The sequence below is a fragment of the Paeniglutamicibacter sulfureus genome (assembly GCF_039535115.1).
GTDB lineage: Bacteria > Actinomycetota > Actinomycetes > Actinomycetales > Micrococcaceae > Paeniglutamicibacter > Paeniglutamicibacter sulfureus.
In genome coordinates this window covers 176,362-203,360 of sequence record NZ_BAAAWO010000001.1, presented here as the reverse complement: position 1 = coordinate 203,360, position 26,999 = coordinate 176,362, and the positions used below count along the sequence as shown (strand labels likewise).

The window sequence follows — 26,999 nt, the reverse complement described above, 5'->3', positions numbered from 1 at the left end:
CAGAGTTAGACCGCGGCCGGCACCTGAAGCGACGCCGAATCCAGTTCATGGACCCTGTCAGCCAGTGCCGCAACGGCTCCGTCGTGGGTCACCAGCAGCACCGCTTCGCCCGCCAAGCCCGCGCGGAGATCGGCGACCAATGCCACCGATTCGTCCGCGCCCAGGTGTGCGGTTGGTTCATCCAGCAGCAGCACCCGTGCCCTTGCGGCCAGGGCACGGGCCACGGCCAGGCGTTGGCGCTGGCCGCCGGAAAGCTGGTGGCCCCCGGAACCGATGCGCTCATCCAAGCCCGCTGGCAGCGTTCCCAACCACGATTCCAGCCCGACCTTGGCCAGCACCGCCCGCAGTTCGGCGTCGGAGGGCTGGTCTTCGGCGTCCCTGCCTAGCCCGAGGTTGGAGCGCACGGAGGAATCGAAGAGGTGGGCTTCCTGCGGGCACCAGGCCACCCGGGCCAGGTCAGCGGCACCAATGGGCATCCAATCCCCATCACCCCGCCTGGCCTGCAGGGCACCGGACAGGGGCTTCAGGGCACCCAGCATGGCCGCCAGCAGCGTCGACTTTCCCGAGCCCGAGGGGCCGGTGATCGCGACCCATTCGCCCGGATTCACGTCAAGGTCGAGACCTTGGACAACCGGCTCCCCAGCGGCCCAGCCGATGTCGGCAGCGTGCAGCCGCAGTCCCAGTTCCGCGGTCTGTACCTCCGTGGTCTGCACCTCCGCGACGCCGGCGGGTTCCGGGGTGTGGCCCGTGCCGCCGGCAGTGGCCCAGACGCGGCGCAACACGTCATCGAGTTGCGGCAATTGCTGGATGGACATGGAGGTGTTGGCGATCGGCTCGCCCAGGGCCAGGAGCAGCAGCGCGGCCACTGCCGCCGCTTCTCCGCCGGTCCCCACCAGGACCACCGCCAGCACCGCGGCCAGCGAGGAAAGCAGCACCGCCCCGCCCTGGGCGACACCGGCGCCACGGGCTGCGGCACGCAGCAACCTGGTTGCGCTCGCGTCGGCCGCGGTGAACTCCGACAGGGCCCGCGGGCCGACCCGGTTGGCACGCAAGTCCCCCGCCGCGCCCAACAGCGTGGGCACCCGGGAAGCAAGCCACATGCGGTGCCGGCTGGTGTGTATGGTGCTGCGCCTTTCCACCGCAAGCACGGCCGCCGGCAACAGCACAAAGGCAGCGAGCCCCAACCCCAGCGCCAGCGGCAACGCCGCCGGGGCCCAGAAGCCGATTCCCACGGTCACGGCAACCCAGGTGGCGATTCCCGCGACCGGCGGCACCAGGACCCGGGGCACTGCGTCGCGCACCTCATCGACCTCGGCCACCAGGTGACCCAGTGCAGCACCCGAACGGGTGAGCCGGCCCCAGCCATGTGGCCGTGCTACCAGCGCATCCCAGAGGCGTTGCCGCAGGGTGGAGGCGAAGCCCATGACGGCGTCGTGCACGCGCAATTGCTCGGCGTAGCGCAGGACCGCGCGGCCGATGCCGAAGGTGCGCACGCCCACGATGGCGACCATCAAGTGCAGCATCGGGGGTTGGTGGCTCGCGGTGACGATGAGCCAGCCGGAGATCCCGGTCAGCCCTGCTCCGAAGATCGCCGCGGCCGCGGCCAGCACGAGACCCGGAAGCATGCCGTTGCGGAACCACGGCATGGAGCCCAGCAGCCGCCAGTGAGCGGCACGCGGGCCCGGGAGCGCGGCCCGGGGTTCGCGCACTGGAGCAGGGTGTGCGGGAACAGCGGCCAAGAGCGGGGGTTGCGCGGGTCCGTGGTCTTCGGCCGCCGGTCGCGCGGCGGCGTCCGGGGCCTGCAGCATCGTAGCCAGGGCCCTGTCGTGGGTGGCCACCAGCAGTGCGCATTGACCGCGCAGTCGGCGCATTGCCAGGCGGATGCGGACGGCGGACTCCTCGTCCAGATGCGCTGTCGGTTCGTCGGCCAGCACCAGATTGACTCCGGGGTCGGCGGCCACCTTGGCGAGCACCCGCGCCACGGCCAGGCGGCGCAGCTCGCCGGGGCTGCAGTCCACCAGGTTCCGCTGCGCCAGGTGTGCGATGTTCGCCTCTTCCAGGACCGCCCAAAGCATTCCCCCGGACAGTCCTGCGCCGGCGTGCAGCCGGATCTCGCCTGACACGGTGGGCTCGGTGAACCGGGGGTGCTGGGAGATGAACGCCGTGCGGGACAGGTCCACGCGAACCTCGCCTCCGATCTCGGCCCCCTGCCCAAGTTGGCCGAGGACCGCCTGCAGAAGCGTGGTTTTCCCGCTGCCACTTTCGGCATCCAGCACGTGCACGGCGCCGGCATCCAGCTGCAGGTCCAGCCCGGAAACCACCGGCTCGGACCGCCGGGCATAACTGACCGAAAGGCCCTTGATGGACAACACGGGCGAGGACCCGGACGGTGTCCGGCGCCCGGAATCCGGCCCGTCCGATGCAGTGGCGCCTATGAATCCCTCTGTGCGTTCAAGGGCCTGGACCCCATCCTCCGAGGAGTGGAATGCCGCCCCCAGCGCACGCAGCGGCAGGTAGCATTCAGGGGCCAGGATCAGGGCAATCAACCCGGCTTCCAGGCCCATATGTCCGTAGACCAGGCGCACGCCGATGAAGACGGCGACCACCGCCACCGAGATGGTGGCGATGAGTTCGAGGGCCAGCCCGGAGAGAAATGCCGTGCGCAGCGTCTTCATGCTGGACTCGCGGTAGTCCTCGGAGACCTTGGCCAGGGCCCTGCCCTTGCCCTCCGCCCGGCGCAGCCCAATGAGGGCGGGAAGCCCCTGGGCCAGTTCCAGCAGCTGGTTCGAAAGCCTGTCCAACCCGGCGGCCGCGGCCTGGACCCGATCCTGGGTATGCAGTCCAATCAGGATCATGAACACCGGAATGAGCGGGACCGTAAGGACGACGACAAGGGCGGAAATCCAGTCAGCGGCCAGGATCCTGGCACCGACCAGGACCGGGATGACCATGGCGGATACCAACGCGGGCAAGTACTTCGTGTAGTAGTTGTCCAGCCCGTCCAGCCCGCGGCTGGCCAGTGCCGCCAGCGCCCCGTTTCCGGGGTCGGCACCGGCAACCCTCCCGTCCAGCCCGGCGGCCAGCAGCCGGGAGCGTAGCTGCTCCTTGGCCCCGAGCCCGGCCCGGTGTGCCGCGAACTCGGTGCCCCACACCGCCGCTGCCCGAAGGATCGTTCCGCCCAGGCCAAGCACCAGCAGCCGCTGGACATCGAGTGGCGAGCCGGCAGCCAGTTGGCTGATGGCAGTGGCCAGGGCGTCGGCAACCAGGACCAGGCCACCGGCCTTGAATGCGGCGAGTCCGGCCAACAGGGCCAGGACCTTCCTGGAACCGGTCCCGGCGGGAAGAACGGGTTTCATGGTGGGGTTTCTCCTCGTGCCGGTCAGACGATCGAGGTCACGGTGTGTGCCTCGGGAATGTGGACCTCGGTGACCCGCTTGCGGAACACCCAGTAGGTCCAGGCCTGGTAGGCCAGGACCATGGGCAGGCCGAAAGCCGCCACGATGCTCATGAGCCTGAGGGTGTAGGGGGTCGAGGATGCGTTGGACACCGTCAGGTTGAAGGCAGCGTCAATGGTGGAGGGCAGGACGTTGGGATATGCGGCGGTGAAAATTGCCGCGACCCCCGCCAGCAGGAAGATGCCCAACCCGATGAAAACCAGGCCTTCGTGGTTTTTGCTCGCCTGGAACCAGGCGAACAGCAGGGCGCATACGGCCAGGCCCAGCGGTGCCACGGCGGCCATGCTGTGGTTCAGCAGCACCACCGCAACCGCCCATGCGGCCATGGGCAGCAAGGCCACGGGAAGCCAGCGGGCCACGAGCCGTGCCGCCCGGGTGCGGATGTCCCCGTCCGTTTTGAGGCCGAGGAAGGCCAACGCGTGAATCAGGCAGAATGCCACAACGGCGAGCCCGCCGAGGACCGCGTATATGTTGAACCAGGCAAAGGGCCCGCCCACGCGGTCGCCGTTGGCGTTCAGCGGAAGTCCGGTGGTGCTCAGCGCCAGCATCGCCCCGACGCCGAAAGCGGCGACAAAGGAGCCCAGGAAGATGGCCCAGTCCCAGGCCTTTCGCACGGCATGGGTGTGTGCCTTGCCGCGGTATTCGAAGGCCACTGCCCGGAAAATCAGGGCCACGAGCACCAAGGTCAGTGGGACATAGAGGGCTGAGAAAAGCGAGGCGTACCAGTAGGGGAACGCTGCAAAGGTCGCGGCCCCGGCGGTGATCAGCCAGACCTCATTGCCGTCCCAGACCGGGCCGACGGTGTTCAGCAGCACGCGGCGCTGCTTCTCGTTCTTGGCGAAGGTCTTCATGAGCATCCCCACCCCCAGGTCGAAACCTTCAAGGAACAGGTAGCCGCCCCAGAGCACGGCTATCAGGATGAACCACAGTGTGGGCAGGTAATCCACTTGTACAGTCCTAACTCTTGAGTCGGCGGTCAGTAGGCGAAGGACAGCACGTCGGTGTCCTTGTCCTGGTCATCGGGGTGCCCATCGAGCTCGGGCATGGCCGAACCGATCCCGCCACGGACGTAACGGGTCAGCAGAACGACCTCGACCACCAGCAGGAATGCGTAGATGGAGGTCAGGGAGATCAATGAGAAGAGCATCTCCCCCGCACTCACCCCCGGAGAGACGGCGGCCGCGGTGTACATGAAGACCTGGTCGATGCCTTGGAAGCTAGGGTTGGGTGCCACCACGAAAGGCTGGCGACCCATTTCGGTGAAGATCCATCCCGCGGCGTTTCCGCCAAAAGGTGCCAGGATTCCCAGGACGGCGAGCCTGGAGATCCATTTGCTGTGAGGCACGGTTCCCTTGCGGGTCAGCCACAGGGCCACCGCCGCGGCAACCGCGGAGAGTCCGCCCAGGGTGATCATCAGGCGGAAGCCCCAGTAGGTGACCTCCATGACCGGAAGGTAGTTGATCTCGGTTCCGGCGCGATCACCGTAGATCGGGTTGTCCGGAAGGTGGGTTCCGTACTTTTCCTGGTACTCGGGCAGGAGGGTGTTTACCCCCTTGACCTCGGTCGTGAAGTTGTCGTGGGCGAGGAAGGAGAGCAAGCCCGGAATTTCGAAGACGCCGACGACGTCGTCGCAGGTTGTTGCGCCGCCGCCCCGAAGGTCGCCCACCGACAACAGGGAGAACCCCGTGCCGTCATGGCAGGCCGCTTCCGCGGCTGCCATCTTCATCGGCTGTTGCTGGATCATCAGTTGGGCTTGGGCGTGGCCGGAGAGGGCAACACCCATGAACGCAACCATCGCCACGACGGCGCCAATGCGCAGCGACTTGATCCAGACCTGGTAGTCGACCTTGTCGCGGTTTTTCCCCAAGGTTGCAGACTCCCCCACCACGACCTTGCCCGAGGCGTCCACGGTGTCAATGCCCGACTGGCGGCGCTTGTGGAGGTGGTACCAGGAGATGCCCAACAGGAATCCGCCGGCGACGGCAAACGCCCCGAAGATGGTGTGCGGGAACGTGACCAGGGCGGTGTTGTTGGTGAAGACTGCCCAGGCATCGACCATGGTGGCGCGGCCGTCGACGATTTCGGTGCCGACGGGATGCTGCATCCAGGAGTTGGCCACCAGGATGAAGTAGGCCGAAAAGATACTGGCCAGGGAGGCAATCCAGATCGTTGCCAGGTGGAGGCGCTTGGGCAGCCGGTCCCAGCCGAAGATCCACAGCCCCAGGAGGACGGATTCAAGGAAGAACGCCAGCAACGCCTCCATGGCCAGCGGTGCACCAAAGACGTCTCCGACGAAGCGGCTGTATTCGCTCCAGGCCATGCCGAACTGGAATTCCTGGACGATGCCGGTGGCCACTCCCATGATGAAGTTGATGAGGAAAAGCTTTCCCCAGAACTTGGTCATGCGCAGGTATTCTTCCTTGCCGCTGCGGTGCCACGCGGTTTGCATCACCGCGACCGTGAGCCCCAGGCCGATCGTCAAGGGAACCATCAAGAAGTGATAAACGGTGGTGATCCCAAATTGCCATCTGGCAATTTCCAGTGCATCCATGCCAAACCCTTCAGTGCAGTAATTCGCGGCGTTGCTTCGGCCCCGCACCCCGAGTTCTACGATCCGTAGAACTTCCTTTCTACCCACTGTAGAACATTTGGCCCCAACGCGGTAAACTGGATCCAGCGGGAAGCACTCAACACACTTCCCGCTGGCCTCTGCGTTAGCTACACGGGGCCTGGAACACTTTGTAAGGAAATGAGATTGGCCACTCTTGGCGACCTTGAACGCGCAGTAATGGAACTCCTTTGGGATGCCGAATCCCCGCTCACGGCCAATGAACTTCGCGACCAGCTCGCAGCACCCGGCGACGTGGAGGGCAAGGAACTTGCCGTGACCACCGTCCTGACGGTGTTGGCCCGACTGGAAAAGAAGGGCTTGGTGGCGCGTGAGCGCGACATCCGTCCGCATCGCTACACGTCGGTGACGAGCCGCGAGGACCACACCGTGTCCTTGATGAACGAAGCCCTGGGTACCGTGCTGGATCGCGAAGCCGTATTGGCCCGCTTCATCGGCGGCATCTCCGCCGAGGAAGCACAGTCATTGCGCCTGCTCCTCGATACACCACGTAACGCCTAGCGACGACCGGCACGGTTACCAACGTGCTGCTGACGTCTTATCTCCTGGCTGGACTGGCCATTCTTTTGGCATGGCCCGTACCCGTCGCCCTTTCGCGCGCCCAATGGACGGCCCGATCCCCCTTTACTGCGATGGTGGTTTGGCAAGCCATCGCCCTGGCAGGTGGACTGTCCATGATCGGCGCGATGCTCTTTTGGGGCCTTGAGCCACTTGGAAACTCACTCCTGGGTGCGCTGGAAGGCGGGGCAAGGCTCGTCCTCGGCGATGCGGACGTCGCCTCCCCGGGAACCATCCACATCTTTGCCCTGAGCACGGCAGCACTGCTGGGAATCCATTTGGTGCTCACCTTGATCCGGGCCACCTGGCGCATCACCCGCCAGCGCGCACGGCACAGGCACATCCTTTCACTGCTCAGCCAGAAATCCACCGCCAATCCCGGAACCCTGGTGCTGGACCACGAGACCCCCATTGCCTATTGCCTTCCTAGCTTCGCCGGGTCCGTTACCGTGCTTTCGCGTGGCCTGGTCCAGCGATTGAACGAGGATGAACTGCAAGCAGTCCTGGCCCATGAAAAGGCCCACCTGGAGCAACGCCACGACCTTCTCCTGCTGGCCTTCGCCTCCTGGAACGATGCCCTGCCGTGGTTGCCAACGGCCAAGCACTCGCTGGCCGCCGTCCAGGAGTTGGTTGAGATGCTCGCCGATGACGCGGCCCTTCGGGTAGTGACCGCCCCCGTTTTGCTCCGCGCCTTGCTGACAGTCGCCACGGGAGCACTGGGCGAACCGGCCGAGCGGGGGCCGGCTGCCCTGCCGACCGCAGGCACCGGCGGCGCACCGACCGAAGAGCTTTCGTCGCATCGCCTGCGGCGGCTGTTGAGACCGCAGCCACCGTTGTCGACCATGGTGCGCTCCCTGATTCTTACGGCCGCGTTGCTGTTGCTGGCACTGCCCACCACAATGTTGGTGGCCCCGGGGCTCTTCAGCTGATCCAGCTCCGTGTTCGAACATGGAAATGGCCGGTCGGCGCCTACGAGGGCACCGGCCGGCCATTGTTTTCCCGTTATGCGTCGATCCTGTCACGTTCAAGGAGCTCGGCTCCTGAAATGATGAATTCCTTGCGCGGTGCCACATCCGAACCCATCAGCAAGTCAAAGACGCGCTCGGCCGATTCGGCATGTTCCAGCCCCACCCGGCGCAAGGTGCGATGCCGCGGATCCATGGTGGTCTCGGCCAACTGGTCGGCATCCATCTCACCCAGGCCCTTGTAGCGCTGTATAGGTTCCTTGTAGCGCTTGCCATCCTTTTCCAGGGCGGCCAATACCTCGTGAAGCTCGTTCTCCGAGTACGTGTAGACCATCTCGTTGTCCTTGGAGCCGTGGGTGATGACCTCCACGCGGTGCAACGGTGGCACTGCCGCATAGACCCTGCCCTGTTCAACCATGGGCCGCATGTAGCGGAAGAACAGCGTCAGCAACAGGGTGCGGATGTGCGCGCCGTCGACATCGGCATCGGTCATCAACACGACCTTGCCATAGCGTGCGGCCTCGATGTCGAAGCTTCGGCCTGAGCCCGCCCCGACCACCTGGATCAGCGCGGCACACTCCGCATTGGAAAGCATGTCGGCAACCGAGGCCTTTTGCACGTTCAGGATCTTGCCCCGAATCGGCAGCAGCGCCTGGAAGTCCGAGGAGCGCGCCAGGCGGGCGGTTCCCAGGGCGCTGTCACCCTCGACGATGAAGAGCTCGGTCCTGTCCGTGTCGGTGCTGCGGCAGTCCGCCAACTTGGTGGGGAGCGAGGAAGTTTCCAGGGCATTCTTGCGTCGCTGGGTCTCCTTGTGGACACGCGCCGAGATGCGCGACTTCATTTCGCTGACCACTTTTTCCAGCAGCATTGCAGCCTGGGTCTTGTCGCCCTTGGCCGTGGAGTTCAGCTTGTCCGTGAGGCTCTTCTCGACCACCTTGGCAACGATCAAGCGCACCGCCGAGGTGCCGAGGATTTCCTTGGTTTGGCCCTCGAACTGGGGTTCGGCCAGGCGCACCGTCAGGACCGCAGTCAGCCCGGCACCGACATCGTCTTTCTCGATCTTGTCGTTCCCGGCCTTGAGCTTGCGGGAGTTGGCCTCGATGACCTTGCGGAAGGTCTTGAGCAGGGCCTGCTCGAAGCCGGTTTGGTGTGTTCCGCCCTTGGGTGTGGAAATGATGTTGACGAAGGAACGCAGGTTCGTCTCGTAACCAATCCCCCAGCGCAAGGCGATGTCCACCTCACAGGTGCGCTCCACCTCGGTGATCCGGCTGTGGCCCGAATCATCGATCACCGGCACCGATTCCTTAAACGTTCCCGAGCCGTGGAAACGCCAGATATCGGTGACGGCCGCATCGTTGGCCAGGTATTCAACGAACTCGGAGATCCCGCCGTCGTGGTGGAAGACCTCTTCATATGGGCCATCCTCCCCCAGGGTGCCGACCAGGCCGCGCTCGTCGCGCAGTGTGATCTTCAGTCCCGGCACCAGGAACGATGTCTGGCGGGCGCGTGCCTGCAATTCGGTGTAGGAGAACTTGGCATCGGGCGTGAAGATCTGTCGATCGGCCCAATAGCGCACGCGGGTGCCGGTGACTCCTCGCTTGGCCTTGCCCACCACGTCAAGCACCGAGGCCGTGGAGAAGGGTTCGAAGTTGGAGTCGGGCTTGGGCTTGCCCGTATCGGCAAATCGTCCGGGCTCGCCGCGGCGAAACTGCATCCCATAGGTCTTGCCACCACGGTCCACTTCAACGTCGAGACGGGAAGAAAGCGCGTTGACCACGGACGCACCCACACCATGCAGGCCGCCGGAGGCGGTGTAGGAGCCGCCGCCGAACTTGCCGCCGGCATGGAGCTTGGTGAAGACCACTTCGACGCCCGAGAGCCCGGTCTTTGGTTCGATGTCCACCGGAACGCCGCGGCCGTCGTCGTGGATTTCCACTGAGCCGTCGGCGTGCAGGAAGACCTTGATCGATTGGCCGTGGCCAGCCAGTGCCTCATCGACGGAGTTGTCGATGATTTCCCAAAGACAGTGCATGAGTCCACGCGAATCGGTGGAACCGATGTACATGCCCGGACGTTTGCGTACCGCCTCGAGCCCTTCCAGGACGGATAGGTGTCGGGCGTTGTAGTCAGTGCTTTTGGCCACGGTTATTGAACTCCTCAAAAACGTCGGAACGACGCTAACCACAATAGTCTCTGGGCCCGCCATTTCGCTGATGCGTGCCGCCAGTGAGCGGCAGCTCACCCCCTGACGTGCTACGCGGTGAGCGAAAGGTCGTATTTTCACGAAGAAAATAGCCCTATTGCTGGTTGTATTGAGTACACATCGAATGAAGGAGGTCATCATGACAACGACCGCAGTAACCCGAGAGCTGAATGCCCTTGATCGTTGCGACCGGTGCGGTGCACAGGCTTTTGTGCGTGCGGTATTGGAGACCTCCGGTGGTGAGCTATTCTTCTGCGGACACCACGCTCGCGCGGTAGAAGGAAAGCTGCGCCCCTTGACCAACGAATGGCAAGACGAAACGGCGCGTCTCTACGAGAAGCCCGTTTTCGACGACGAGGACTAAGAGAGTCGCCAGCCACATGCTGAGATGACCTTTGGGCGGGACCCTGGCTTGATGCCGGGGTCCCGCTGTCGTTTGGCGGGACCTCCCGGATGCGCCAGGCCAATGACGACCCGCTGCTTAAGACACAAAGTGCCGGTGTCGACCCCTGACTAGCTGGGGAAAACACCGGCACCTGCATCGGGCCCTGAGGCCGAACTCCTAGTCCAGGTAGTCGCGCAGGACCTGGGAACGGGAGGGGTGACGAAGCTTGGACATCGTCTTGGATTCGATCTGGCGGATGCGTTCGCGGGTCACGCCGTAGACCTTGCCGATTTCGTCAAGGGTCTTGGGCTGGCCGTCGGTCAGGCCGAAACGCATGGCAACAACGCCGGCTTCGCGCTCGGAGAGCGTATCGAGAACCGAGTGAAGCTGTTCCTGCAGCAGGGTGAAGGACACGGCATCGGCAGGGACCACGGCTTCGGAGTCCTCGATGAGGTCACCGAACTCGGAGTCGCCGTCTTCACCCAGCGGGGTGTGCAGTGAGATCGGCTCGCGACCGTACTTCTGGACCTCGACGACCTTTTCGGGGGTCATGTCCAGTTCCTTGGCGAGCTCTTCCGGAGTGGGTTCGCGGCCGAGGTCCTGAAGCATCTGGCGTTGCACGCGAGCCAGCTTGTTGATGACCTCCACCATGTGCACCGGGATACGGATGGTGCGGGCCTGGTCCGCCATGGCTCGGGTGATCGCCTGGCGGATCCACCAGGTGGCGTAGGTGGAGAACTTGAAGCCCTTGGTGTAGTCGAACTTCTCAACTGCACGGATCAGGCCCAGGTTTCCTTCCTGGATCAAGTCAAGGAAGAGCATGCCGCGACCGGTGTAGCGCTTGGCCAGCGACACCACGAGGCGAAGGTTGGCCTCGAGCAGGTGGTTCTTGGCGATCTTGCCGTCGTGCACGATCTGCTCGTAGTCCCAGCGCAGGCGCTTGTCCATCTTGCCCTCGTCGGCGTTAAGCTTCTCGTGGGCGAAAAGGCCTGCCTCGATGCGCAAGGCAAGGTCGACTTCCTGCTCGGCGTTCAGCAGGGCAACCTTGCCGATCTGCTTCAGGTAGTCCTTGACCGGGTCGGCAGTGGCTCCGGCAACCATGACCTGCTGCTGCGGGGCATCGTCTTCGTCGGAAGTGAGGACAAAGCCCTTGGAGTTCTCGTCGACGGCCGGTGCCTTCGGGGTTTGCTCGGCATCGTCGGCGTCGGTTTCAGCTTCTTCGGACTCTACGTCCTCATCGGCCTTGGCACGGGACTTTGCAGGAGCCCGCTTTGCAGCAGGCTTCTTCGCGGTGGCGGCCTTGTCGGCAGCCGGCACGGCAGCAGCCTTATCCGTAGTTGCATCCTGCGGATCGGCGGCAGCATCCGCTGCCTGGCCATTGGTGGTCGTCTCAGAAGACACGAAATACCTTTCTCACGGTTCGTCCGCGATGCCACCTACCGGTAACACCACTATGACCCTGTCAAGTCCGCGTCCCGCCGATTAACGACGAGTCGGGATTCAGGGTCCAGTAAGTGGAACGCCTTTTTCCCGCCATTTGTTCCCATCGAACCAACTCGATGGTGCCGGCTTGATAGCCATGGAACACGAACCCAACCGGGTCTGTTGGTTAACAGTGTCTCACGTTTCGGGGTCACGCAGATTCATCGGGCGCGTGTGCCGGTGAAATATCTTCCACCGGGTTTCCCTCCTGCATCATGCACTGAGCCGTCCTTCCAAGCGCAGCCGCCAGGCGCGCGCCGGATCGGCCACCCACGAGGGCATCTCGCCCGATTCGAGCAGTTTGGCCATGAGTTGCGCCAGCCGGTAGTCCGGATCATTTGCCAGGGCCGTCCCAAAGAGTTTCAGGGCCGAGCTCCCCTTGCCCTTGGCCCAGTTCACCCAACCGAGCAGGCACAGCAACGCGGACGTCTCCTCGCGTTCCGCGACGCCAAGCAGGTCGCGGCAAAAAAACCACAAGCGTTCAAGCCGGTCCCACTCGGGCGTGCACGCCGCGGTTCCCAGCAGGAAATCGGAGAAGTCCTGTGATGCGCGCCCGAATTCGACCCCTCGCGAGACTTCCTTCAGCGCCTCGAACGCCTGAAGCGTGCCCCGGCCCGCCAGATAGGGCAGGATGTCCCGAATCATGCGGTCGTTGAGGGAAAGCAGCAACGACGCACACAACACGTCATCCGTTCGCAGCCGACGCTCGGCGACGACCGGATCCTCATCCAGCAGCCGGGCCCAGTCCTTGATCAGCGACTCCCGCGGAACGGTTCCGGAGAACTCCGCGGCCAGGATATCCAGGTTCGACCGCACTTCATTCTTGTTCTCCCATTCGGCAATCCCTGTGCCGTCCCAGAGTTGGTCCTCGGGTGCCGACCCGGCGACAACCATCCTCAGGTGGGTCTCGGTCAGCGCGAGGTCCGGCAGGTCGAAGCCTTCGCTGGGGCAGCAGTTTTCGCTGAGGCAGAAGTAGCTATGCCAGCGAATGGTGCCCACGAACCAGGCATCGCGCACCTGGATTCCCGAGCGAACGAGCTCGGGCGCGAGCCGCTCCACGAGTTCGTGCCTGGGCAGGGAGTCATGGTTCCCGGTGGGGCCTTGTCCGGTGTAGACGGCGGCAAAGACTGCGGTGGCATCGGGTACCTTGTGCACCAGCTGAACCAGCTGGTCGGCCCACTGGGCTACCAAGTCGCTCGAGCCTTCCGCCGCCGGCAGGTCAACCCGAAGGGTGGCGGCAAGGCCCTTGCCCTGCATGATCAGCAGGACCACCGCATTACGGGGGTAAAAGCCCAAGGCGTGGGGAATGTATGCCAAGACCTCTTCGGGGCTGGCCAGGGAAAAATTCGACGCTGAAGGTGTAGTAGTCATGCACCCCATGCTGCGCCCCGGTCAACGGCGGCGGCAGGAGACGTCCGGATGCCTGTGGATACGCGCGCCCCTGGAATCGCGCCGGGTCTCCCCCCGTGTGCGGATCAGTGGTGCCGGCAGAGAGCCGTGCGCCCAGAGGGCGCGCTATTCGATTTCGGTGCGCCCGGACAGCCCCCGAGCGGACCGCGGGGTGTAATCGCCACGCGCGGCCATGTTGCGGCGAGCCTTGTTGCGGGTGATGACCATGCCGATCACGCCACCGAAAAGCACCAGGAACTGGAAGGAAAGCGCCCACCTGAACGCATCAAGGGAATAGAGCTCGGCACCGGAACCCGCAGCCTTCTGCTGGAGGTCAAGCAGCCAGCCCACCACGTACACCGTGACGAGCGCGGCCAGGAATCCCCCGACGTTGACGATTCCGGTGGCCGTGCCGATCACGTGCGACGGGTTGAAGGTGCGGGCAAAATCAAAGGCGATCATGGAGGCCGGCCCGCCCAAGGCAACGCATACGATCAGGACAACCAGAAGCCACATCGGCGCTTGTCCCGGCCAAAGCAGCACCACCAGCCAGCTCAGGGCGATCGCCCCAATGACGTTGAAGGCGATCGCCGACCGTCGATGCGGATGGCGCGCCACGGCCGAACCAAGGACGGGACCGGCCACCAGGGCAACCAGGACGAAAATGGATAGCAAGCCCGAAGCCGTGGCCGGACTGACGCCCTGCCCGGAAACCAGGAAGGGGTAGCCCCAGGTCAGCAGGAAGACGTTGGTCGTGAACTGGGTGGTGAAGTGCGTCCAGAAGCCCAGCCGGGTCCCCGGTTCCCGCCACGCATTGGAAAGCAGCACGCGGGCACGGGCGGGGGCCGGTGGAACCTCGTTGCTGAGCGGTCCGTTGCTGATGAGCACCAGGGCCAGGACAAAGCCCAGCACGGACAGCGCCGCCAGGGAAAGGAAGGCCGGGGTCCAGCTCCACGCGTGCAGCAGGGCAACAAACGGGATCAGCGAGAGCAGCTGCCCCAGTTGGCCCACCATGCCGGTGGCTTGGGTGAGCATCGGAATCCGGTATCCGGAGAACCAGATCGGCAGCAGCCGGATGACCGAGACAAAGGTCATCGCATCGCCGGCACCGACGAAGAACCGTCCGACCAGGCCGGCACCGACGGAATCCGCCATCGCCAGCAGGAGCTGGCCGACCATCATCAGTGCCGCTCCCCCAGTGATCATGGCCCGGGGTCCCCATCTGTCCACGAGGATGCCGACAGGAATCTGCAACCCGGCGTAGACAACCAGCTGCACAACGGAGAAGGTGGCAAGGATCGAGGCCGATGCGTCAAAGCGGTCGGTGGCCTCCAGGCCGGCCACACCGAAACTGGTGCGTTGGGTCACTGCGATGAGGTAGGCCGTGATGCTGACTATCCACACCACCCACGAGCGGACGGAGTCGTGGTGTTCGGCCTTGGCCACTAGGAGTCCTTGGCGGCCGTGCCACCTTGTTCGGGGAAGCCGGACAGGAAGGCCTCCACGGCCAGGGCAAGTTCCTCGCCGCCGGGGACCTCGGCATCGGGCGTGACCAGCAGCGAGCGGCGCTCGATATCCGGCACGTGCTGGTCAAAGCGTTCCTCGAAGTTTTCGACCATCCTGGCGACGTCGGGCGTCGCCGCAACCTGTTCGGCGATCTGCGATTCGAGGTTGCGCCCCGCCTCGCGCAGGCGGTCGGTCGGCAGGCCCAGCTCCATGGCGGCGCCGACATATTCCAGGACGCCCACGGCAACCTGCGGGTACTCGGCCTCGGAGAGGTAGTGCGGCACATGGATGGAATAACCCACCGCGTCCCTGCCGGCTTCAATCAGGCGTACCTCGATGAGGCTGGCCAGGCTCGCCGGCAGCTCCGCCGTCGGGGTCCAGGTGGAGATCCCGTCAATCAGGTCCTTGCGGTTGCCGTGTGCGGTGACACCGAGCGGGCGGGTGTGCGGAACCGGCATCGGCACCGCGTCAAAGGAAACGGACAATCGGACATTGAACGCCTCGACCAAGGCGACGATCGCGGCGGTGACCCGTTCCCAGGCCAGATCCGGTTCGGTTCCCGTCAGGAACAGGAAGTCGCGCTCCAGGCCATCGGTCAGGCGGTAAAGCTCCAGGCGCGGGGCCTGGTAGGCAGCGAAGTGGTCGCCGAGGAAGGAAATCTGGGGGCGTCGCTCGCGGTAGTTGACCAGCTGGTCGGTATCGAACGAGGCGATAAGCTTCGGTTCCAGCGAGTCCAGCAGCTCGGAGCGCACCTGGGCCAGCGCATGGCCGGCATCTGCGTGGCCGCGAAGGCCGATGAGCAGGTCAAGGCCCTGTAGCTCGGGTGCGTCCAGGTCGAGGTCTTCGAACCTGACCAAGGATTGTGGGTCAAGCATTGCCGCTGCTCCTTTCGGGTTGCATCGCTGGGTTTCACCGGCCACACCATCGCCTTGGCTCTGGCTCAAGGTGGCCTCCGGTCCCCCGGGCACGACCGATTCGGTGCAATGCCAACGACAGGGAAACCAGGGACATGGTGCGGGCCGGATGAACCCAGTCGGGGTTCTTTCGGTCGCCTACTACTGGGGGTCAACCCCAACTGACGGCGATTTCTTCCCGTGGCCCGCATCCAATTCTAGGCCGATTGGCCGACGAATGCGCTGTGGCATCGGTCTCAGCGATACGATCGCTAAAGGCCGATCGGCTTTTGCGTCCCGGGGACCCCGGTACGCGGCAGCCGTCCCGCCTCCTTCGACGCATGGGCACCTGACATGCATGCACAGAATCCAATGAAGAGGAATCGTTCCGTGATCAACTCCATCGATCTCAAGCTGACCGCCGTTTCGACCGACATCAAGCGCCTGGGCGCGGACGCCCTGGTTCTCGGTGTCGTCAAGGGCACCGATGGTCCCGTCCTGGTGGCCTCGCCCTTCAGCGCCAAGGTCACCGACTCCCTCCAGGCCTCGCTGTCGGCCTTGAACGTCACCGGTGCGGCCGACGAGCTGGTCCGCTTTCCGGCCGGCGACGAGACCAAGGCCCGGATCCTGGTACTCGCCGGCCTCGGGTCCCACGAGGAATCCACACTGACCACCGAGGCGCTGCGCCGCGGCGCGGGCTCGGCGGCACGCCAGCTCGCCGGTCTCTCGACGGTGGTCTTCGCCCTGCCGGCCGCCACCCCCGAACAGGCAGCCGCGGTGGCCGAAGGCGTGGCCCTGGGCGCCTACCACTTCAACAGCCACCGCTCCACGCCGGCCGCCAAGCTGCCGCTGACCGAGGCAGTCATTGCCACTGCCGCGTCGGCCGACCCGGACCTGCCGGCCGCACTGAAGCGCGCCGCAATCCTGGGGCGCGCCGTGCGGGCCACCCGCGACCTGGTCAACGTCGCACCCAACGTGCTGTACCCGGCTTCCTTCGCGCAGGAGGTCAAGGACTCCACCAAGGGCCTGCCGCTGAAGGTCACGATCCTCGATGAGAAAAAGCTGGAAAAAGACGGCTACGGCGGCCTGATGGGCGTCGGCGGCGGATCCGAGCGCAAGCCGCGCATGGTCAAGATCCAATACGCACCGGCCAAGGCGGGCAAGCACCTGGCCCTGGTGGGCAAGGGCATCACCTTCGACACCGGCGGCATCTCGATCAAGCCGGCCGCAGGAATGCACGCCATGAAGTGCGACATGGCCGGGGCAGCCACCATCTTCCAGGCGATCGTCGCGATTGCGGAGTTGGGCCTGCCGATCACCGTCACCGGCTGGCTCTGCCTGGCCGAGAACATGCCCGGCGGCGCCTCGACCCGTCCGGGCGACGTGATCACCATGCTCGGCGGCAAGACCGTCGAGGTGCTGAACACCGACGCCGAGGGCCGCCTGGTGATGGCCGACGGACTTGTGGCCGCCAGCGCCGAGAAGCCCGACGCACTGATCGACGTCGCCACGCTGACCGGGGCGCAAATGGTTGCCCTGGGCCTGCGCACCGCCGGAGTCATGGGCGACGAGACGCTGCGCAACGCCGTGGTCTCCGCCGCCGAGAAAGCCGGCGAGACCGCCTGGGCCATGCCGATGCCCGAGGAACTGCGCCCCACCATCGATTCGCAGGTCGCCGACCTGGCCAACATCGGTGAGCGCATGGGCGGGATGATGACCGCCGCGGTGTTCCTCAACGAGTTCGTGGGCGAGGCCAACGGGACCAAGATCCCCTGGGCACACATGGACATCGCCGGCCCCGCCTTCAACGAGCAGGCCGCCTACGGCTACACCCACAAGAACGGCACCGGTTCCTCGGTGCGCACGCTGGTGGCACTGGCCGAGGAAATGGCCTCCGCGAAATAACCCCCGGGAGCTCCGCCCGCCAGGCACGTATTTCTACCCCCTGTAGTAGATATGCGCGCCTGGACGGCCCCGGCGGTCCCTGGGCCGCACCGAAAAGCCCCCGCCGCTGTGCGACCGGTCACAGGCGTGCGCAATCTGCCTCACCGTATGTGGCCGAGCGCGTATCAGGGGGATAAGGTAATCCTGATAGATCACTAGCATCACCGTATTTGCGCGAGCCCTGCACGGGGCCCGCACGTACACCCCATAGACCCACTGGCCGACCACAACGTCGGCCACTACTCATAACGAGGGAGCGTTCACGTGGCCGAATCGGCAGCAACGCAAGAATTCGACATCCTCATTCTCGGCGGCGGTTCCGCAGGCTATTCGGCAGCATTGCGCGCCGTCCAGCTGGGCTTCACCGTTGGCTTGATTGAAAAGGCCAAGCTCGGTGGCACCTGCCTGCACACCGGTTGCATCCCCACCAAGGCGTACCTGCACTCCGCCGAATTGGCCGAGAACGCTCGCGAAGGCGCGAAGTACGGCATCAACACCACCCTCGATTCCATCGACCTGGGTGCAGTGCGCAGCTACAAGGACGGCATCGTCGCCGGCAAGCACAAGGGCCTGACGGGGCTGCTGAAGATGAAGAAGGTCACCGTCATCGAAGGCAACGGCCGCCTGGTTTCCCAGGACACCGTCGACGTTGACGGAGTGGCGTACAAGGGCAAGAACATCATCCTCGCCACCGGTTCCACCTCCAAGACCATGGGCATCGAAATCGGCGGTCGCGTGCTCACCAGCACCGAGGCCCTGAACATGGACACCCTGCCCAAGAGCGCCATTGTGCTCGGCGGCGGCGTCATCGGCGTCGAGTTCGCCTCGGTGTGGAAGTCCTTCGGCGTCGAGGTGACCATCGTCGAGGGCCTGCCCTCGCTGGTCCCCAACGAGGACCCGGCGATCATCAAGAACCTGGAGCGTGCCTTCAAGAAGCGCGGCATCAAGTTCAACACCGGCGTCTTCTTCGAAAAGGTCGAGCAGGACGCCAACGGCGTCAAGGTCTCCCTGGCCGACGGCAAGACCCTCGAAGCCGAGATCGTCCTGGTGGCCGTGGGCCGCGGCCCGGTCACCGAGGGCCTGGGCTACGAAGAGCAGGGCATCCCGATGGACCGTGGCTTCGTGCTCATCAATGAGCGCTGCCACACCGGCGTGGGCAACATCTACGCCATCGGAGACATCGTCCCGGGCGTGCAGCTGGCCCACCGCGGCTACCAGCACGGCATCTTCGTCGCCGAGGAGATCGCCGGCCTGAAGCCGGTTGTCGTCGAGGACATCAACATCCCGAAGGTCACCTTCTGCGAACCGGAAATCGCTTCGGTCGGCTACTCCGAGCCCGCAGCAAAGAAGAAGTTCGGTGACGACCAGATCGAGACCACCGAGTACAACCTGGCCGGCAACGGCAAGTCCTCGATCCTGGGCACCTCCGGCTTGATCAAGATGGTGCGCGTGAAGAACGGCCCCATCGTGGGCGTCCACGGCATCGGCGGGCGCATCGGCGAGCAGATCGGCGAGGCACAGCTCATCGTGAACTGGGAAGCCTACCCGGAGGATGTCGCACAGCTCATCCACGCACACCCGACGCAGAACGAATCGCTCGGCGAGGCCGCCATGGCCCTGGCCGGCAAGCCACTGCACGGTTAGTCACATTTGCTTCACCGGGCATGCGTTCCCCCGCGGAACGCATGCCCGGTGCACTAAGCTCGGAGGCACTGACCTCCCACGGGATGTGCGGGAAACCGCGGATCTCTCGCACACAATTTTTTAGTTAATAGGAGAACGGGAACAAGATGTCTGAAACCGTGAACTTGCCCGCCCTGGGTGAAAGCGTCACCGAAGGCACCGTTACGCGCTGGCTCAAGCAGGTCGGCGACCGCGTCGAGGTCGACGAGCCGTTGCTGGAGGTCTCGACCGACAAGGTTGACACCGAAATCCCTTCGCCGGTCGCCGGCGTCATCGAAGAGATCCTCGTGGCCGAGGACGAGACCGCCGAAGTTGGAGCCGCACTGGTTCGCATCGGCGATGGTTCGGGTTCCGGCTCGGCACCCGCAGAGGCTGCACCGGCCGCCGAGGCTCCCGCCGCACCTGCCGAGGCACCCGCTGCAACACCGGAAGCGCCAGCCGCCGCACCGTCCCCCGCCGAGGCACCTGCAGCACCGGCTGCCGGCGCATCGGGCACCGAGATCACCCTCCCGGCCCTGGGCGAGTCGGTCACCGAAGGCACCGTCACCCGCTGGCTCAAGGCCGTTGGCGAAGAGGTTGCCGTTGACGAGCCCCTGCTCGAGGTTTCCACCGACAAGGTCGACACCGAGGTTCCTTCCCCGGTCGCCGGCACCCTGTTGGAAATCCGCGTTGCGGAAGACGAGACCGTTGAGGTCGGCGCCGTCCTGGCCATCGTCGGCGCAGCGGGAGCAGCAGCACCTGCAGCCCCGGCCGAGGCCGCTCCGGCTCCGGCCGCCGCAACCCCGGCTGAAGCACCGGCCCCCGCTGAAGCTCCTGCTGCACCGGCAGCCGCTCCGGCCCCGGCCCCTGCAACCCCTGCTGAAGCACCCGCCCCCGCAGAGGCTCCTGCTGCTCCGGCCGCCGCTCCGGCTCCGGCCGCTGAGGCCGCAGGCAACGACGGTTACGTGACCCCCCTGGTTCGCCGCTTGGCCAACCAGAACAACGTCGACCTGGCGACCGTCACCGGCACCGGTGTCGGCGGACGCATCCGCAAGCAGGACGTCATCGATGCGGCTGCCGCCGCAAAGAGCGCCCCGGCCGCGGCTGCTTCCACGGCTCCCGCCGCTGCGCCTGCTGCCAAGGCAGCGGCACCGGTTGTCGCGTCCTCGCTGCGCGGCACCGTCGCCAAGGCCCCGCGCATCCGCCAGGTCATCGCTCGCCGCATGCGCGAGTCGCTGGAAACCTCCACCCAGCTGACCCAGGTCCACGAGGTCGACATGACCCGCGTCGCCAAGCTGCGCAACGCCGCCAAGAACGAGTTCGCTGCCGTCAACGGCTCCAAGCTCACCTTCCTGCCGTTCATCGCCAAGGCCGTGGCCGAGGCCTTGAAGCAGCACCCGAAGCTAAACGCCGAGTACGACGAGTCCAAGCAGGAGATCACCTACCACAACGCCGAGCACCTGGCGATTGCGGTGGACACCGACAAGGGCCTGCTGGTTCCGGTCATCTCCAACGCCGGTGACCTGAACCTTGCCGGCTTGGCCGGCAAGATCGCCGACGTGGCAAAGCGCACCCGCGACAACAAGATCGGTCCGGACGAACTGTCCGGCGGAACGTTCTCGATCACGAACATCGGTTCGGTCGGCGCGCTCTTCGACACCCCGATCATCAACCAGCCGCAGGTTGCCATCCTGGGAACCGGTTCCATCGTGAAGCGTGCGGTTGTGGTGACCGGCGTCGACGGCGACGACACCATCGCCATCCGCCACATGATGTACCTGTCGCTGACCTACGACCACCGTTTGGTCGACGGTGCCGATGCAGGTCGCTTCCTGCAGACGCTGAAGGCACGCCTTGAGGAAGGCGCTTTCGAAGCCGATCTGGGCCTCTAACCCCAGGTAGCCTGTGAAAGGGGACGGCCACTGCCCTTGGGCGGTGACCGTCCCCTTTGCTATGTTCTCGACCACCATTGCCGGGACGAATTCATTGTGGTGTGCAGTTTCCATTAGGCTTGCTGGCATGACCTTTTTGCATGCAATCCTCATATTTCTGCACGTTTTGGGTGCAGCCGCGATCGTCGGCGGCTGGCTCGCCACGTTCAAGACCCCGACCGTGAACATCTGGCAGTGGTATGGCGCAATCGCCCAGCTGGTCACCGGCCTGCTGTTGGTCGGACTGGCCGAAATGGGTGACGGACAGGTCAACCATGCCAAGATCGCCGTCAAGCTCCTGCTGGCCGTCGGCGTCTTCGTCGCAGCCCTCCTGGGCCGTCGGAAGATCAAGAAGGGCCTCGAGGTTCCGACCGGCCTGGCCCACGGCACCGGCGGCACCGCACTGATTGCCATGGCGGTGGCCACCCTCTGGGTCTAAACGCTCGCGCGAAGTTTCACCCGGCCCCGCGCCGGAGAACAGTGGCGGTGTGTCATCGGGAGTCCCGATGACACACCGCTCCGCCATTTAAGAGGTTCCTTGGGTTCGACTGTCCCGGGCCATAGGATTGCCGTGGAGGCGCTCGCCTTCGTCCAGTTGCAGATTCAAGGAGTTGTCACCATGGCAGTCACCACCAGAAGCGCAAGCACCGTTTGGACAGGAGACCTGGCGTCCGGGTCAGGGGCGACCACCCTCGAGACCTCGGGCCTCGGAACGTTCCCGGTGACGTGGAAGGCCCGCACCGAGGAAGCCGAGAGCAAGACCAGCCCCGAGGAATTGATCGCCGCGGCCCATGCATCCTGCTTCTCGATGGCACTGAGCAACATCCTCAAGCAGGCCGGCCACGTGGCCGAGAAGCTGGAAACCACCGCCGAGGTGGACTTCGACACCACCGACGGCGCCAAGATCAGCGGAATCCGCTTGACCCTCGAGGCCTCCATTCCGGGGATCGATGCCGCTGAATTCCAGAAGCACGCAAACGCCGCCAAGGAAGGATGCCCCGTCTCCGTCGCATTGGCTGCCGTCCCCTCCATCACCCTGGACGCCCACCTGAACTAGTCGCCGTGCCGTCGGTGTGCCGACGCCGTGCAGGCGGTCCCGGCACACCGACCCAGGCGGGTCACTTTGATCCGGTCACCTGCCACATCCGCCAGGATCCATCGACGAATCGCAGGACCATGCGCACCCTTTGGCTTTCGGACTTCTTGGCGCTGGCGATGACCGCGCCCTTTCGATCGACATAGCGGTAGCCACTTTGCACGCTCGTCGCCTCGATGGTCGCCTCCAACGCGTTCTTCCCCGGCAGTACGGAAACTTCATTCAGGCTCGTCTTCAGCGCTTCAAGCCGAAGTCCAAGGTCCTGCATGCGGGCCACAACCTTTGCGTCCACTGCCAGTGCCGGCGATCCCACCACATGGACCTTCCTTAGCTCCTCCAAGCTCCCGTCCATCAGGCCACGATCTCGGCGCGCCGACAATTCCGCAGCCACCAGCACCAGTTCGCGACGCGTTTCCGGCGCTTCTTCCACATCCGTTTCACCGACACCCGACGGGGCGGCATACACTTGCGCCTGCGGAGGCCCGGCAATGGCCGTCTCGTTGGTCTGTTTGAGCATGCTGGTTGTCACTGCCGCCATGCCCACCACCAACAGCCCGATTGCCGCGGCCGCGGCTAGATTCCGGTTTCCGCGCTTCAATCCGTGGATTCGGTGTTGTTGTGCCCAACGCTGCTCTCCCCCTGCGGATTCGGTCCGTTCCTCCAGACCTGCCTTGACCTCAAACACCGTCCGCAGCCGGCGCGGTACCGGCTTCTGCTGGGCCTTGATCTGGGCCTTGCGTTCCTTCAGCATCACCTTGTCCGCCGCGGTCGGGTTTCCGGTACGCCGGCCTCTGCCCAGCAGCCCTCTAGCGGCGGGCGTTTGGCGCGTGGTGAGCATATGTTTGAGCGCATCCGGTTTGATTGCGGCGCTCAGCTCCACTGCTTCCGGCGTACCCGCAACGAAAATGCGTTGCCCGAACTGGGCCGCGCTCGGACGAAGCTGCGGATCAGGATCCAGCCCCTGCTCCAGAAGCTTCGCGAATTCGTCGTTGACTTCCGGAACCATGGCTCCCAGCGGAACCCTGCGGGCAGTGGCATTGGGCGGCCTGCCGGTCAGCAAATACCACGCGCAGGCGGCCAGGGCGTAGACATCCCGGGCTGGTTGCAGTTCGCCAGCACCTGCACCCGAGCAGGTTTCCGGGGCACAAAAACCCTGCGTTCCATACTCCCCGGGGGTCTGTCCCACCACCCGATGCGTTCCGAAGTCCCCCAGTTTTGGCTTCCCGGCGGCCGTAAACAGGATGTTCCGTGGGCTCAAGTCACCGTGGGTGAGCCCCCGGGCGTGCAAAAACGCCAAGGCTTCGGCGATCGGTGCCATGACGGTGATGGTCTCCCCCACATTCAGCGGCCCCCGCACCGCAACAATCTGGGCGACCGAGCCGGCAGGACAGTATTCCATCAGGATTCCCGGGCCGAGGGAGGTTTCGAGCATGCCAAACGATTCGACCAGGAACTCATGATCGACTCGCAGGGATTCGGCCTCTACGGTACTTCCGGGAGAGTCGTTTGCGAGGATCTTGACGACCAGTTCCTCATGCGTCGTGCTGTCTTGAACGACCCATATGCTGCGGCCCGAACCCTCATCCAAGTGCCGAAGCGTGCGATAACCATCGATCCGAGGGAATGGCAATGGCTCTTTCTGGGATTCCATGGTTCTTTTCTACGCGCAATGGAATTCCTGTGCTTAAGTTATCCACAAGCAACAATGTGTAGCCGATTCGAGGGCGTCCAGGGAAGCGCGTACTGTTGTCGCCATGACCATCAAATTCGAGAGAATTGGCCATGCCCCCGAGCTGGTCGATTACCGCGTTGCATGGGACATGCAGCGCCAGGTACACAAAGAGGTGACCGAAGGGGATTCCGGTCCCGTCGTTTTCCTCCTGGAACACGCGGCCGTTTACACGGCCGGCCGCAGGACCGAACCTGAAGACCTGCCGGTTGACGGCACCCCGGTGATCGATGTAGATCGCGGGGGCAAACTCACCTGGCACGGCCCGGGCCAGTTGGTGGGGTACCCGATCGTTCGTCTGTCCGATATGAAGGGCATCCGCGAATACGTTTCGATTCTCGAAGAAGCCTTGATTAACGTCGCCCTCGGCTACGGCATTGCCGCCACCCGCATCAAGGGCCGCAGCGGAGTGTGGGTGGCCGGGACAGACGGTGGCCAGGACCGCAAGCTTGCCGCAATCGGCATCCGCGTCGACCATGGTGTGACCATGCACGGCTTTGCCTTGAACTGCTCCAACGACCTGGCTCCGTATGCGCAAATCATCCCCTGTGGAATCACCGATGCAGGTGTCACGAGCATCAGCCTGGAAACCGGAACCACCGTCACCCCTGCCGATGTCCTCGACAGCGTTGAACAAGAGCTGGATGCCTTGTTGAGCCCTATCGTGTCGCTGACTGCTACAACCCCCGAAGGAGCCCGTTCATGAGTGCCGCACCCGAAGGTCGCCGCCTGCTGCGCATCGAGCAGCGAAATTCCGAAACCCCTGTGGAGCGCAAGCCCGAGTGGATCAAGGCGAAGATCAACATCGGCCCCGAGTACGTGGGCCTGAAAAAGCTGGTCAAGTCCGAGGGCCTGAACACCGTCTGCGAAGAAGCAGGCTGCCCGAACATCTTCGAATGCTGGGAAGACAAGGAAGCTACCTTCCTCATCGGCGGCTCGGAATGCACCCGCCGCTGCGACTTCTGCCAGATCGACACCGGCAAGCCCCAGGCCATCGACCGCGCCGAACCGTTCAAGGTTGCCATGAGCGTAAAGAAGATGGGCCTGCGCTACGCCACCGTAACCGGCGTGGCCCGCGATGACCTCGCGGACGAGGGCACTTGGCTCTATGCCGAGACGGTGCGCCGTATCCACCAGCTGAACCCGGGCACCGGCGTGGAGCTGCTGATCCCCGACTTCTCCGGCAAGCCCGAGTATCTGGACGAGATCGCAGCGTCCGCCCCCGAGGTGTACGCACACAACCTTGAAACGGTCCCGCGACTCTTCAAGTCCATCCGCCCCGCGTTCCGCTACGAACGCTCGCTGGATGTCATCTCGCAGGGACGTGCCAACGGCATGATCACCAAGTCGAACCTGATCCTCGGCATGGGCGAAACCCGTGAGGAAATCACCGAGGCCATCAAGGACCTCGTGGATGCCGGCTGCGACCTGCTCACCATCACCCAGTACCTGCGGCCCACCGAGCGCCACCACCCGGTGGAGCGTTGGGTCAAGCCACAGGAATTCGTCGAGTTGCAGCAGGAGGCCGAGGAAATGGGCATTCTTGGTGTGATGAGTGGCCCGTTGGTGCGTTCCTCCTACCGCGCCGGACGCCTGTGGGCGTCCGCGATGCGCAAGAAGGGCAATCCGATCCCGGAGGCCCTGGCGCACATTGCCAGCTCCGGCGACACCCGTCAGGAAGCTTCCTCGCTGATCAGCTCCTAACAGGTGCCGACATCAATGTAGAATTGAATCACTATGGCCAAAAACACCGATAACGCCTCATCCGAGGCTGCAAGTCCTAAGCGCGGACTGTTCTCGCGCAAGCCGAAGGCCGAGAAGGCCAACAAGGAACCGGGCCGGCTGAAACAGCTGGGCCAGGTCTTCCAGATGACCCGCAAGAACGACCCCATGGTCGTCTGGCTGATGATTCTGGCTGCCCTTGGCGTCCTTGTTGTGGGCCTGATCGTTGGCCTCCTGATCAACAACTGGATCACGGCGGTGCTGATCGCGCTTCCGCTGGCCTTGCTCGCCGCAACCATGATCCTCTCCCGCCGCGCCGAGAAAGCTGCGTTCACGCAGCTTGAGGGACGTCCGGGTGCGGCCGGGGCGGCCATGAGCGTGTTGCGTCGCGGCTGGATCCTGAAGGACGAGCCGGTCGCCGTGAACCCGCGCACCAAGGACCTGGTGTTCTTGGGCATTGGGCGCGCAGGCGTCGTGCTTGTCACCGAAGGACCGAACACCCGGGTCCGCCCCCTCGTTGACGCCGAGCGCCGGCGCATGGGCCGCGTGCTTCCCAACGTTCCGATCCACGTGATCAACGCAGGTAACGAGGAAGGCCAAACCCCGCTTGCCGAGGTCGGCAAGAAGATGAAGAAGCTTCCCAAGTCGATCACCAAGCTGGAAATCAGCGCCGTCGACAAGCGCTTGAGCACACTTGGCAGCGCGAAGCTCCCGATCCCCAAGGGCATCGACCCCAACCGGGCGCGTCCCAACCGCAAGCAAATGCGCTAGCGCCCAGGAACGGGAACCGTTAAGCAAAGGCGGGTTTTGGAACCATTTGGTTCCAAAACCCGCCTTTGCTCTTTTCTCGGTCCTGGCGCTGCGCTAGGCCTTCAGCGATCCGGACTGATCAGATGCGTACCAGGATCGTCTTGCCGACCCGGTCGTGGTAGCCGCGCTGGTCGGAATCACTGAACAGAACCGGAATCACCAGGCAGAGCAGTGCGGTGCGAATGATCCCCGTCAAGGGTTTCACCGCACTGCCATCCAGGCCCTGGACTTGCATCCCGAAGACGCGGTGACCGATGGAGTGTCCGGTGACCCCAACGAAGAGCATCTGAGTGGCGGCGAAGATGACCAAGTTTGCGGTGGGGTCCGAATTGAAGAAGATCAGCGAGATCAACATCGCGATCCCCCAGTCCAACAACAAGGCCGCGACTCGCCGGCCGATGCGGGCAACCGAACCGGGCCCTTTTTCCGGGCGCCCCAAGCGCTTGCCGGGCCATTCCTGATTGCTTAATTGCGGCGGGCCCTCGAGCCACGAGCCAAAGTCTTTTCTTTCCACGTTTCCAAGCCTACCGGGGCAATCCACACCCGTCCGTGGTCGCGCCCTCATTTCAGATTTGGCATCGATGGATCTGGACACAGTGGAAGTAATACGTGTGATCTATCCGACACTCTATTCTTGATA

21 protein-coding genes are annotated in these 26,999 nt (G+C 64.5%); 11 read left to right on the top strand and 10 right to left on the bottom strand.

The genetic code is table 11. The features are described 5' to 3' along the window. Positions 1–5: 5 nt before the first annotated feature. The 3 genes from cydC to ABD687_RS00840 are packed head-to-tail and all read right to left on the bottom strand — an operon-like array spanning position 6 to position 6,006. The gene (gene cydC, locus ABD687_RS00850) at positions 6–3,356 is read right to left on the bottom strand and encodes a thiol reductant ABC exporter subunit CydC (RefSeq protein ID WP_310288057.1); all 3,351 of its coding nucleotides are present in this window, start codon (positions 3,354–3,356) and stop codon (positions 6–8) included. 23 nt (positions 3,357–3,379) lie between these two features. Next, entirely contained in the window at positions 3,380–4,402 is a 1,023-nt protein-coding gene (cydB, locus tag ABD687_RS00845) for a cytochrome d ubiquinol oxidase subunit II (protein WP_302266181.1), read from the bottom strand. A 29-nt stretch (positions 4,403–4,431) separates the two neighbouring features. After that, positions 4,432–6,006: a cytochrome ubiquinol oxidase subunit I gene (locus tag ABD687_RS00840; protein ID WP_310288059.1), complete on the bottom strand. Its 1,575-nt coding sequence runs from the start codon at positions 6,004–6,006 to the stop codon at positions 4,432–4,434. Between the two features lie 204 nt (positions 6,007–6,210). Between ABD687_RS00840 and ABD687_RS00835 the strand changes: the two genes are divergently transcribed. Beyond that, positions 6,211–6,585 carry a BlaI/MecI/CopY family transcriptional regulator gene (locus ABD687_RS00835; RefSeq protein WP_217389836.1) on the top strand — a complete coding sequence of 125 codons (375 nt, stop codon included), beginning with the start codon at positions 6,211–6,213 and terminating at the stop codon, positions 6,583–6,585. Between the two features lie 23 nt (positions 6,586–6,608). Further along, positions 6,609–7,571 carry a M56 family metallopeptidase gene (locus tag ABD687_RS00830; RefSeq protein ID WP_264270638.1) on the top strand — a complete coding sequence of 321 codons (963 nt, stop codon included), beginning with the start codon at positions 6,609–6,611 and terminating at the stop codon, positions 7,569–7,571. Positions 7,572–7,644: 73 nt separating this feature from the next. Here the strand turns inward: ABD687_RS00830 and ABD687_RS00825 are convergent, their stop codons facing one another. Then, on the bottom strand, positions 7,645–9,750 hold the full coding sequence (locus ABD687_RS00825; protein ID WP_264270637.1) for a DNA gyrase/topoisomerase IV subunit B: 2,106 nt from the start codon (positions 9,748–9,750) through the stop codon (positions 7,645–7,647). 199 nt (positions 9,751–9,949) lie between these two features. Between ABD687_RS00825 and ABD687_RS00820 the strand changes: the two genes are divergently transcribed. Continuing rightward, complete coding sequence (locus tag ABD687_RS00820) at positions 9,950–10,174, top strand: DUF7455 domain-containing protein (protein WP_264270636.1); 225 nt, start codon at positions 9,950–9,952, stop codon at positions 10,172–10,174. Between the two features lie 198 nt (positions 10,175–10,372). Here the strand turns inward: ABD687_RS00820 and ABD687_RS00815 are convergent, their stop codons facing one another. The 4 genes from ABD687_RS00815 to ABD687_RS00800 all read right to left on the bottom strand — a co-directional run bounded on the left by ABD687_RS00815 (position 10,373) and on the right by ABD687_RS00800 (position 15,447). Next, positions 10,373–11,596 carry an RNA polymerase sigma factor gene (locus ABD687_RS00815; protein ID WP_264270635.1) on the bottom strand — a complete coding sequence of 408 codons (1,224 nt, stop codon included), beginning with the start codon at positions 11,594–11,596 and terminating at the stop codon, positions 10,373–10,375. 294 nt (positions 11,597–11,890) lie between these two features. Beyond that, complete coding sequence (locus tag ABD687_RS00810) at positions 11,891–13,048, bottom strand: DUF4192 domain-containing protein (RefSeq protein WP_310288066.1); 1,158 nt, start codon at positions 13,046–13,048, stop codon at positions 11,891–11,893. A 144-nt stretch (positions 13,049–13,192) separates the two neighbouring features. Next, the gene (locus tag ABD687_RS00805) at positions 13,193–14,512 is read right to left on the bottom strand and encodes an MFS transporter (RefSeq protein ID WP_264270633.1); all 1,320 of its coding nucleotides are present in this window, start codon (positions 14,510–14,512) and stop codon (positions 13,193–13,195) included. Beyond that, complete coding sequence (locus ABD687_RS00800; RefSeq protein WP_310288071.1) at positions 14,512–15,447, bottom strand: proteasome assembly chaperone family protein; 936 nt, start codon at positions 15,445–15,447, stop codon at positions 14,512–14,514. Before ABD687_RS00800 ends, ABD687_RS00805 begins: the two co-directional genes overlap by 1 nt. A 408-nt stretch (positions 15,448–15,855) precedes the next feature. Between ABD687_RS00800 and ABD687_RS00795 the strand changes: the two genes are divergently transcribed. The 5 genes from ABD687_RS00795 (at position 15,856) to ABD687_RS00775 (ending at position 22,059) form a co-directional block, all read left to right on the top strand. Further along, a complete protein-coding gene (locus ABD687_RS00795) occupies positions 15,856–17,370 on the top strand; it encodes a leucyl aminopeptidase (protein ID WP_310288074.1) in 1,515 nt (504 codons plus the stop codon). A gap of 303 nt (positions 17,371–17,673) precedes the next feature. Further along, positions 17,674–19,053: a dihydrolipoyl dehydrogenase gene (lpdA, locus tag ABD687_RS00790; RefSeq protein WP_264270630.1), complete on the top strand. Its 1,380-nt coding sequence runs from the start codon at positions 17,674–17,676 to the stop codon at positions 19,051–19,053. 146 nt (positions 19,054–19,199) lie between these two features. Beyond that, positions 19,200–20,963 (top strand): 2-oxoglutarate dehydrogenase, E2 component, dihydrolipoamide succinyltransferase, encoded by a 1,764-nt coding sequence (gene sucB, locus ABD687_RS00785; RefSeq protein ID WP_310288079.1) that lies wholly within the window; start codon positions 19,200–19,202, stop codon positions 20,961–20,963. Between the two features lie 127 nt (positions 20,964–21,090). After that, the gene (locus ABD687_RS00780; protein WP_264270628.1) at positions 21,091–21,441 is read left to right on the top strand and encodes a hypothetical protein; all 351 of its coding nucleotides are present in this window, start codon (positions 21,091–21,093) and stop codon (positions 21,439–21,441) included. A 180-nt stretch (positions 21,442–21,621) separates the two neighbouring features. Continuing rightward, positions 21,622–22,059 carry an OsmC family peroxiredoxin gene (locus ABD687_RS00775; protein ID WP_264270627.1) on the top strand — a complete coding sequence of 146 codons (438 nt, stop codon included), beginning with the start codon at positions 21,622–21,624 and terminating at the stop codon, positions 22,057–22,059. A gap of 61 nt (positions 22,060–22,120) precedes the next feature. On the opposite strand, the gene ABD687_RS00770 is transcribed toward ABD687_RS00775, so the two are convergent. Then, positions 22,121–23,749: a serine/threonine protein kinase gene (locus ABD687_RS00770; protein WP_310288083.1), complete on the bottom strand. Its 1,629-nt coding sequence runs from the start codon at positions 23,747–23,749 to the stop codon at positions 22,121–22,123. 103 nt (positions 23,750–23,852) lie between these two features. On the opposite strand from ABD687_RS00770, the gene lipB reads away from it, so the two are divergent. Genes lipB through ABD687_RS00755 form a run of 3 tightly spaced genes read left to right on the top strand, consistent with a single transcriptional unit; the run spans position 23,853 to position 26,320 of the window. Continuing rightward, a complete protein-coding gene (lipB, locus tag ABD687_RS00765; protein WP_264270625.1) occupies positions 23,853–24,533 on the top strand; it encodes a lipoyl(octanoyl) transferase LipB in 681 nt (226 codons plus the stop codon). Beyond that, positions 24,530–25,531 carry a lipoyl synthase gene (gene lipA / locus ABD687_RS00760; RefSeq protein WP_264270624.1) on the top strand — a complete coding sequence of 334 codons (1,002 nt, stop codon included), beginning with the start codon at positions 24,530–24,532 and terminating at the stop codon, positions 25,529–25,531. Before lipB ends, lipA begins: the two co-directional genes overlap by 4 nt. Before the next feature lie 33 nt (positions 25,532–25,564). Next, positions 25,565–26,320 (top strand): DUF4191 domain-containing protein, encoded by a 756-nt coding sequence (locus ABD687_RS00755; RefSeq protein ID WP_264270623.1) that lies wholly within the window; start codon positions 25,565–25,567, stop codon positions 26,318–26,320. A 118-nt stretch (positions 26,321–26,438) separates the two neighbouring features. Here the strand turns inward: ABD687_RS00755 and ABD687_RS00750 are convergent, their stop codons facing one another. Beyond that, entirely contained in the window at positions 26,439–26,873 is a 435-nt protein-coding gene (locus ABD687_RS00750; RefSeq protein ID WP_372342932.1) for an RDD family protein, read from the bottom strand. Positions 26,874–26,999 lie beyond the last annotated feature (126 nt).

What these genes read in the sequence shown, in the direction of transcription:
- cydC (WP_310288057.1), bottom strand. Translation starts at nt 3,356, where the DNA reads ATGAAACCCGTTCTTCCCGCCGGGACCGGTTCCAGGAAGGTCCTGGCC.
- ABD687_RS00840 (WP_310288059.1), bottom strand. Translation starts at nt 6,006, where the DNA reads ATGGATGCACTGGAAATTGCCAGATGGCAATTTGGGATCACCACCGTT.
- ABD687_RS00820 (WP_264270636.1), top strand. Translation starts at nt 9,950, where the DNA reads ATGACAACGACCGCAGTAACCCGAGAGCTGAATGCCCTTGATCGTTGC.
- ABD687_RS00810 (WP_310288066.1), bottom strand. Translation starts at nt 13,048, where the DNA reads ATGACTACTACACCTTCAGCGTCGAATTTTTCCCTGGCCAGCCCCGAA.
- ABD687_RS00800 (WP_310288071.1), bottom strand. Translation starts at nt 15,447, where the DNA reads ATGCTTGACCCACAATCCTTGGTCAGGTTCGAAGACCTCGACCTGGAC.
- sucB (WP_310288079.1), top strand. Translation starts at nt 19,200, where the DNA reads ATGTCTGAAACCGTGAACTTGCCCGCCCTGGGTGAAAGCGTCACCGAA.
- ABD687_RS00780 (WP_264270628.1), top strand. Translation starts at nt 21,091, where the DNA reads ATGACCTTTTTGCATGCAATCCTCATATTTCTGCACGTTTTGGGTGCA.
- ABD687_RS00775 (WP_264270627.1), top strand. Translation starts at nt 21,622, where the DNA reads ATGGCAGTCACCACCAGAAGCGCAAGCACCGTTTGGACAGGAGACCTG.
- ABD687_RS00770 (WP_310288083.1), bottom strand. Translation starts at nt 23,749, where the DNA reads ATGGAATCCCAGAAAGAGCCATTGCCATTCCCTCGGATCGATGGTTAT.
- lipB (WP_264270625.1), top strand. Translation starts at nt 23,853, where the DNA reads ATGACCATCAAATTCGAGAGAATTGGCCATGCCCCCGAGCTGGTCGAT.
- lipA (WP_264270624.1), top strand. Translation starts at nt 24,530, where the DNA reads ATGAGTGCCGCACCCGAAGGTCGCCGCCTGCTGCGCATCGAGCAGCGA.
- ABD687_RS00755 (WP_264270623.1), top strand. Translation starts at nt 25,565, where the DNA reads ATGGCCAAAAACACCGATAACGCCTCATCCGAGGCTGCAAGTCCTAAG.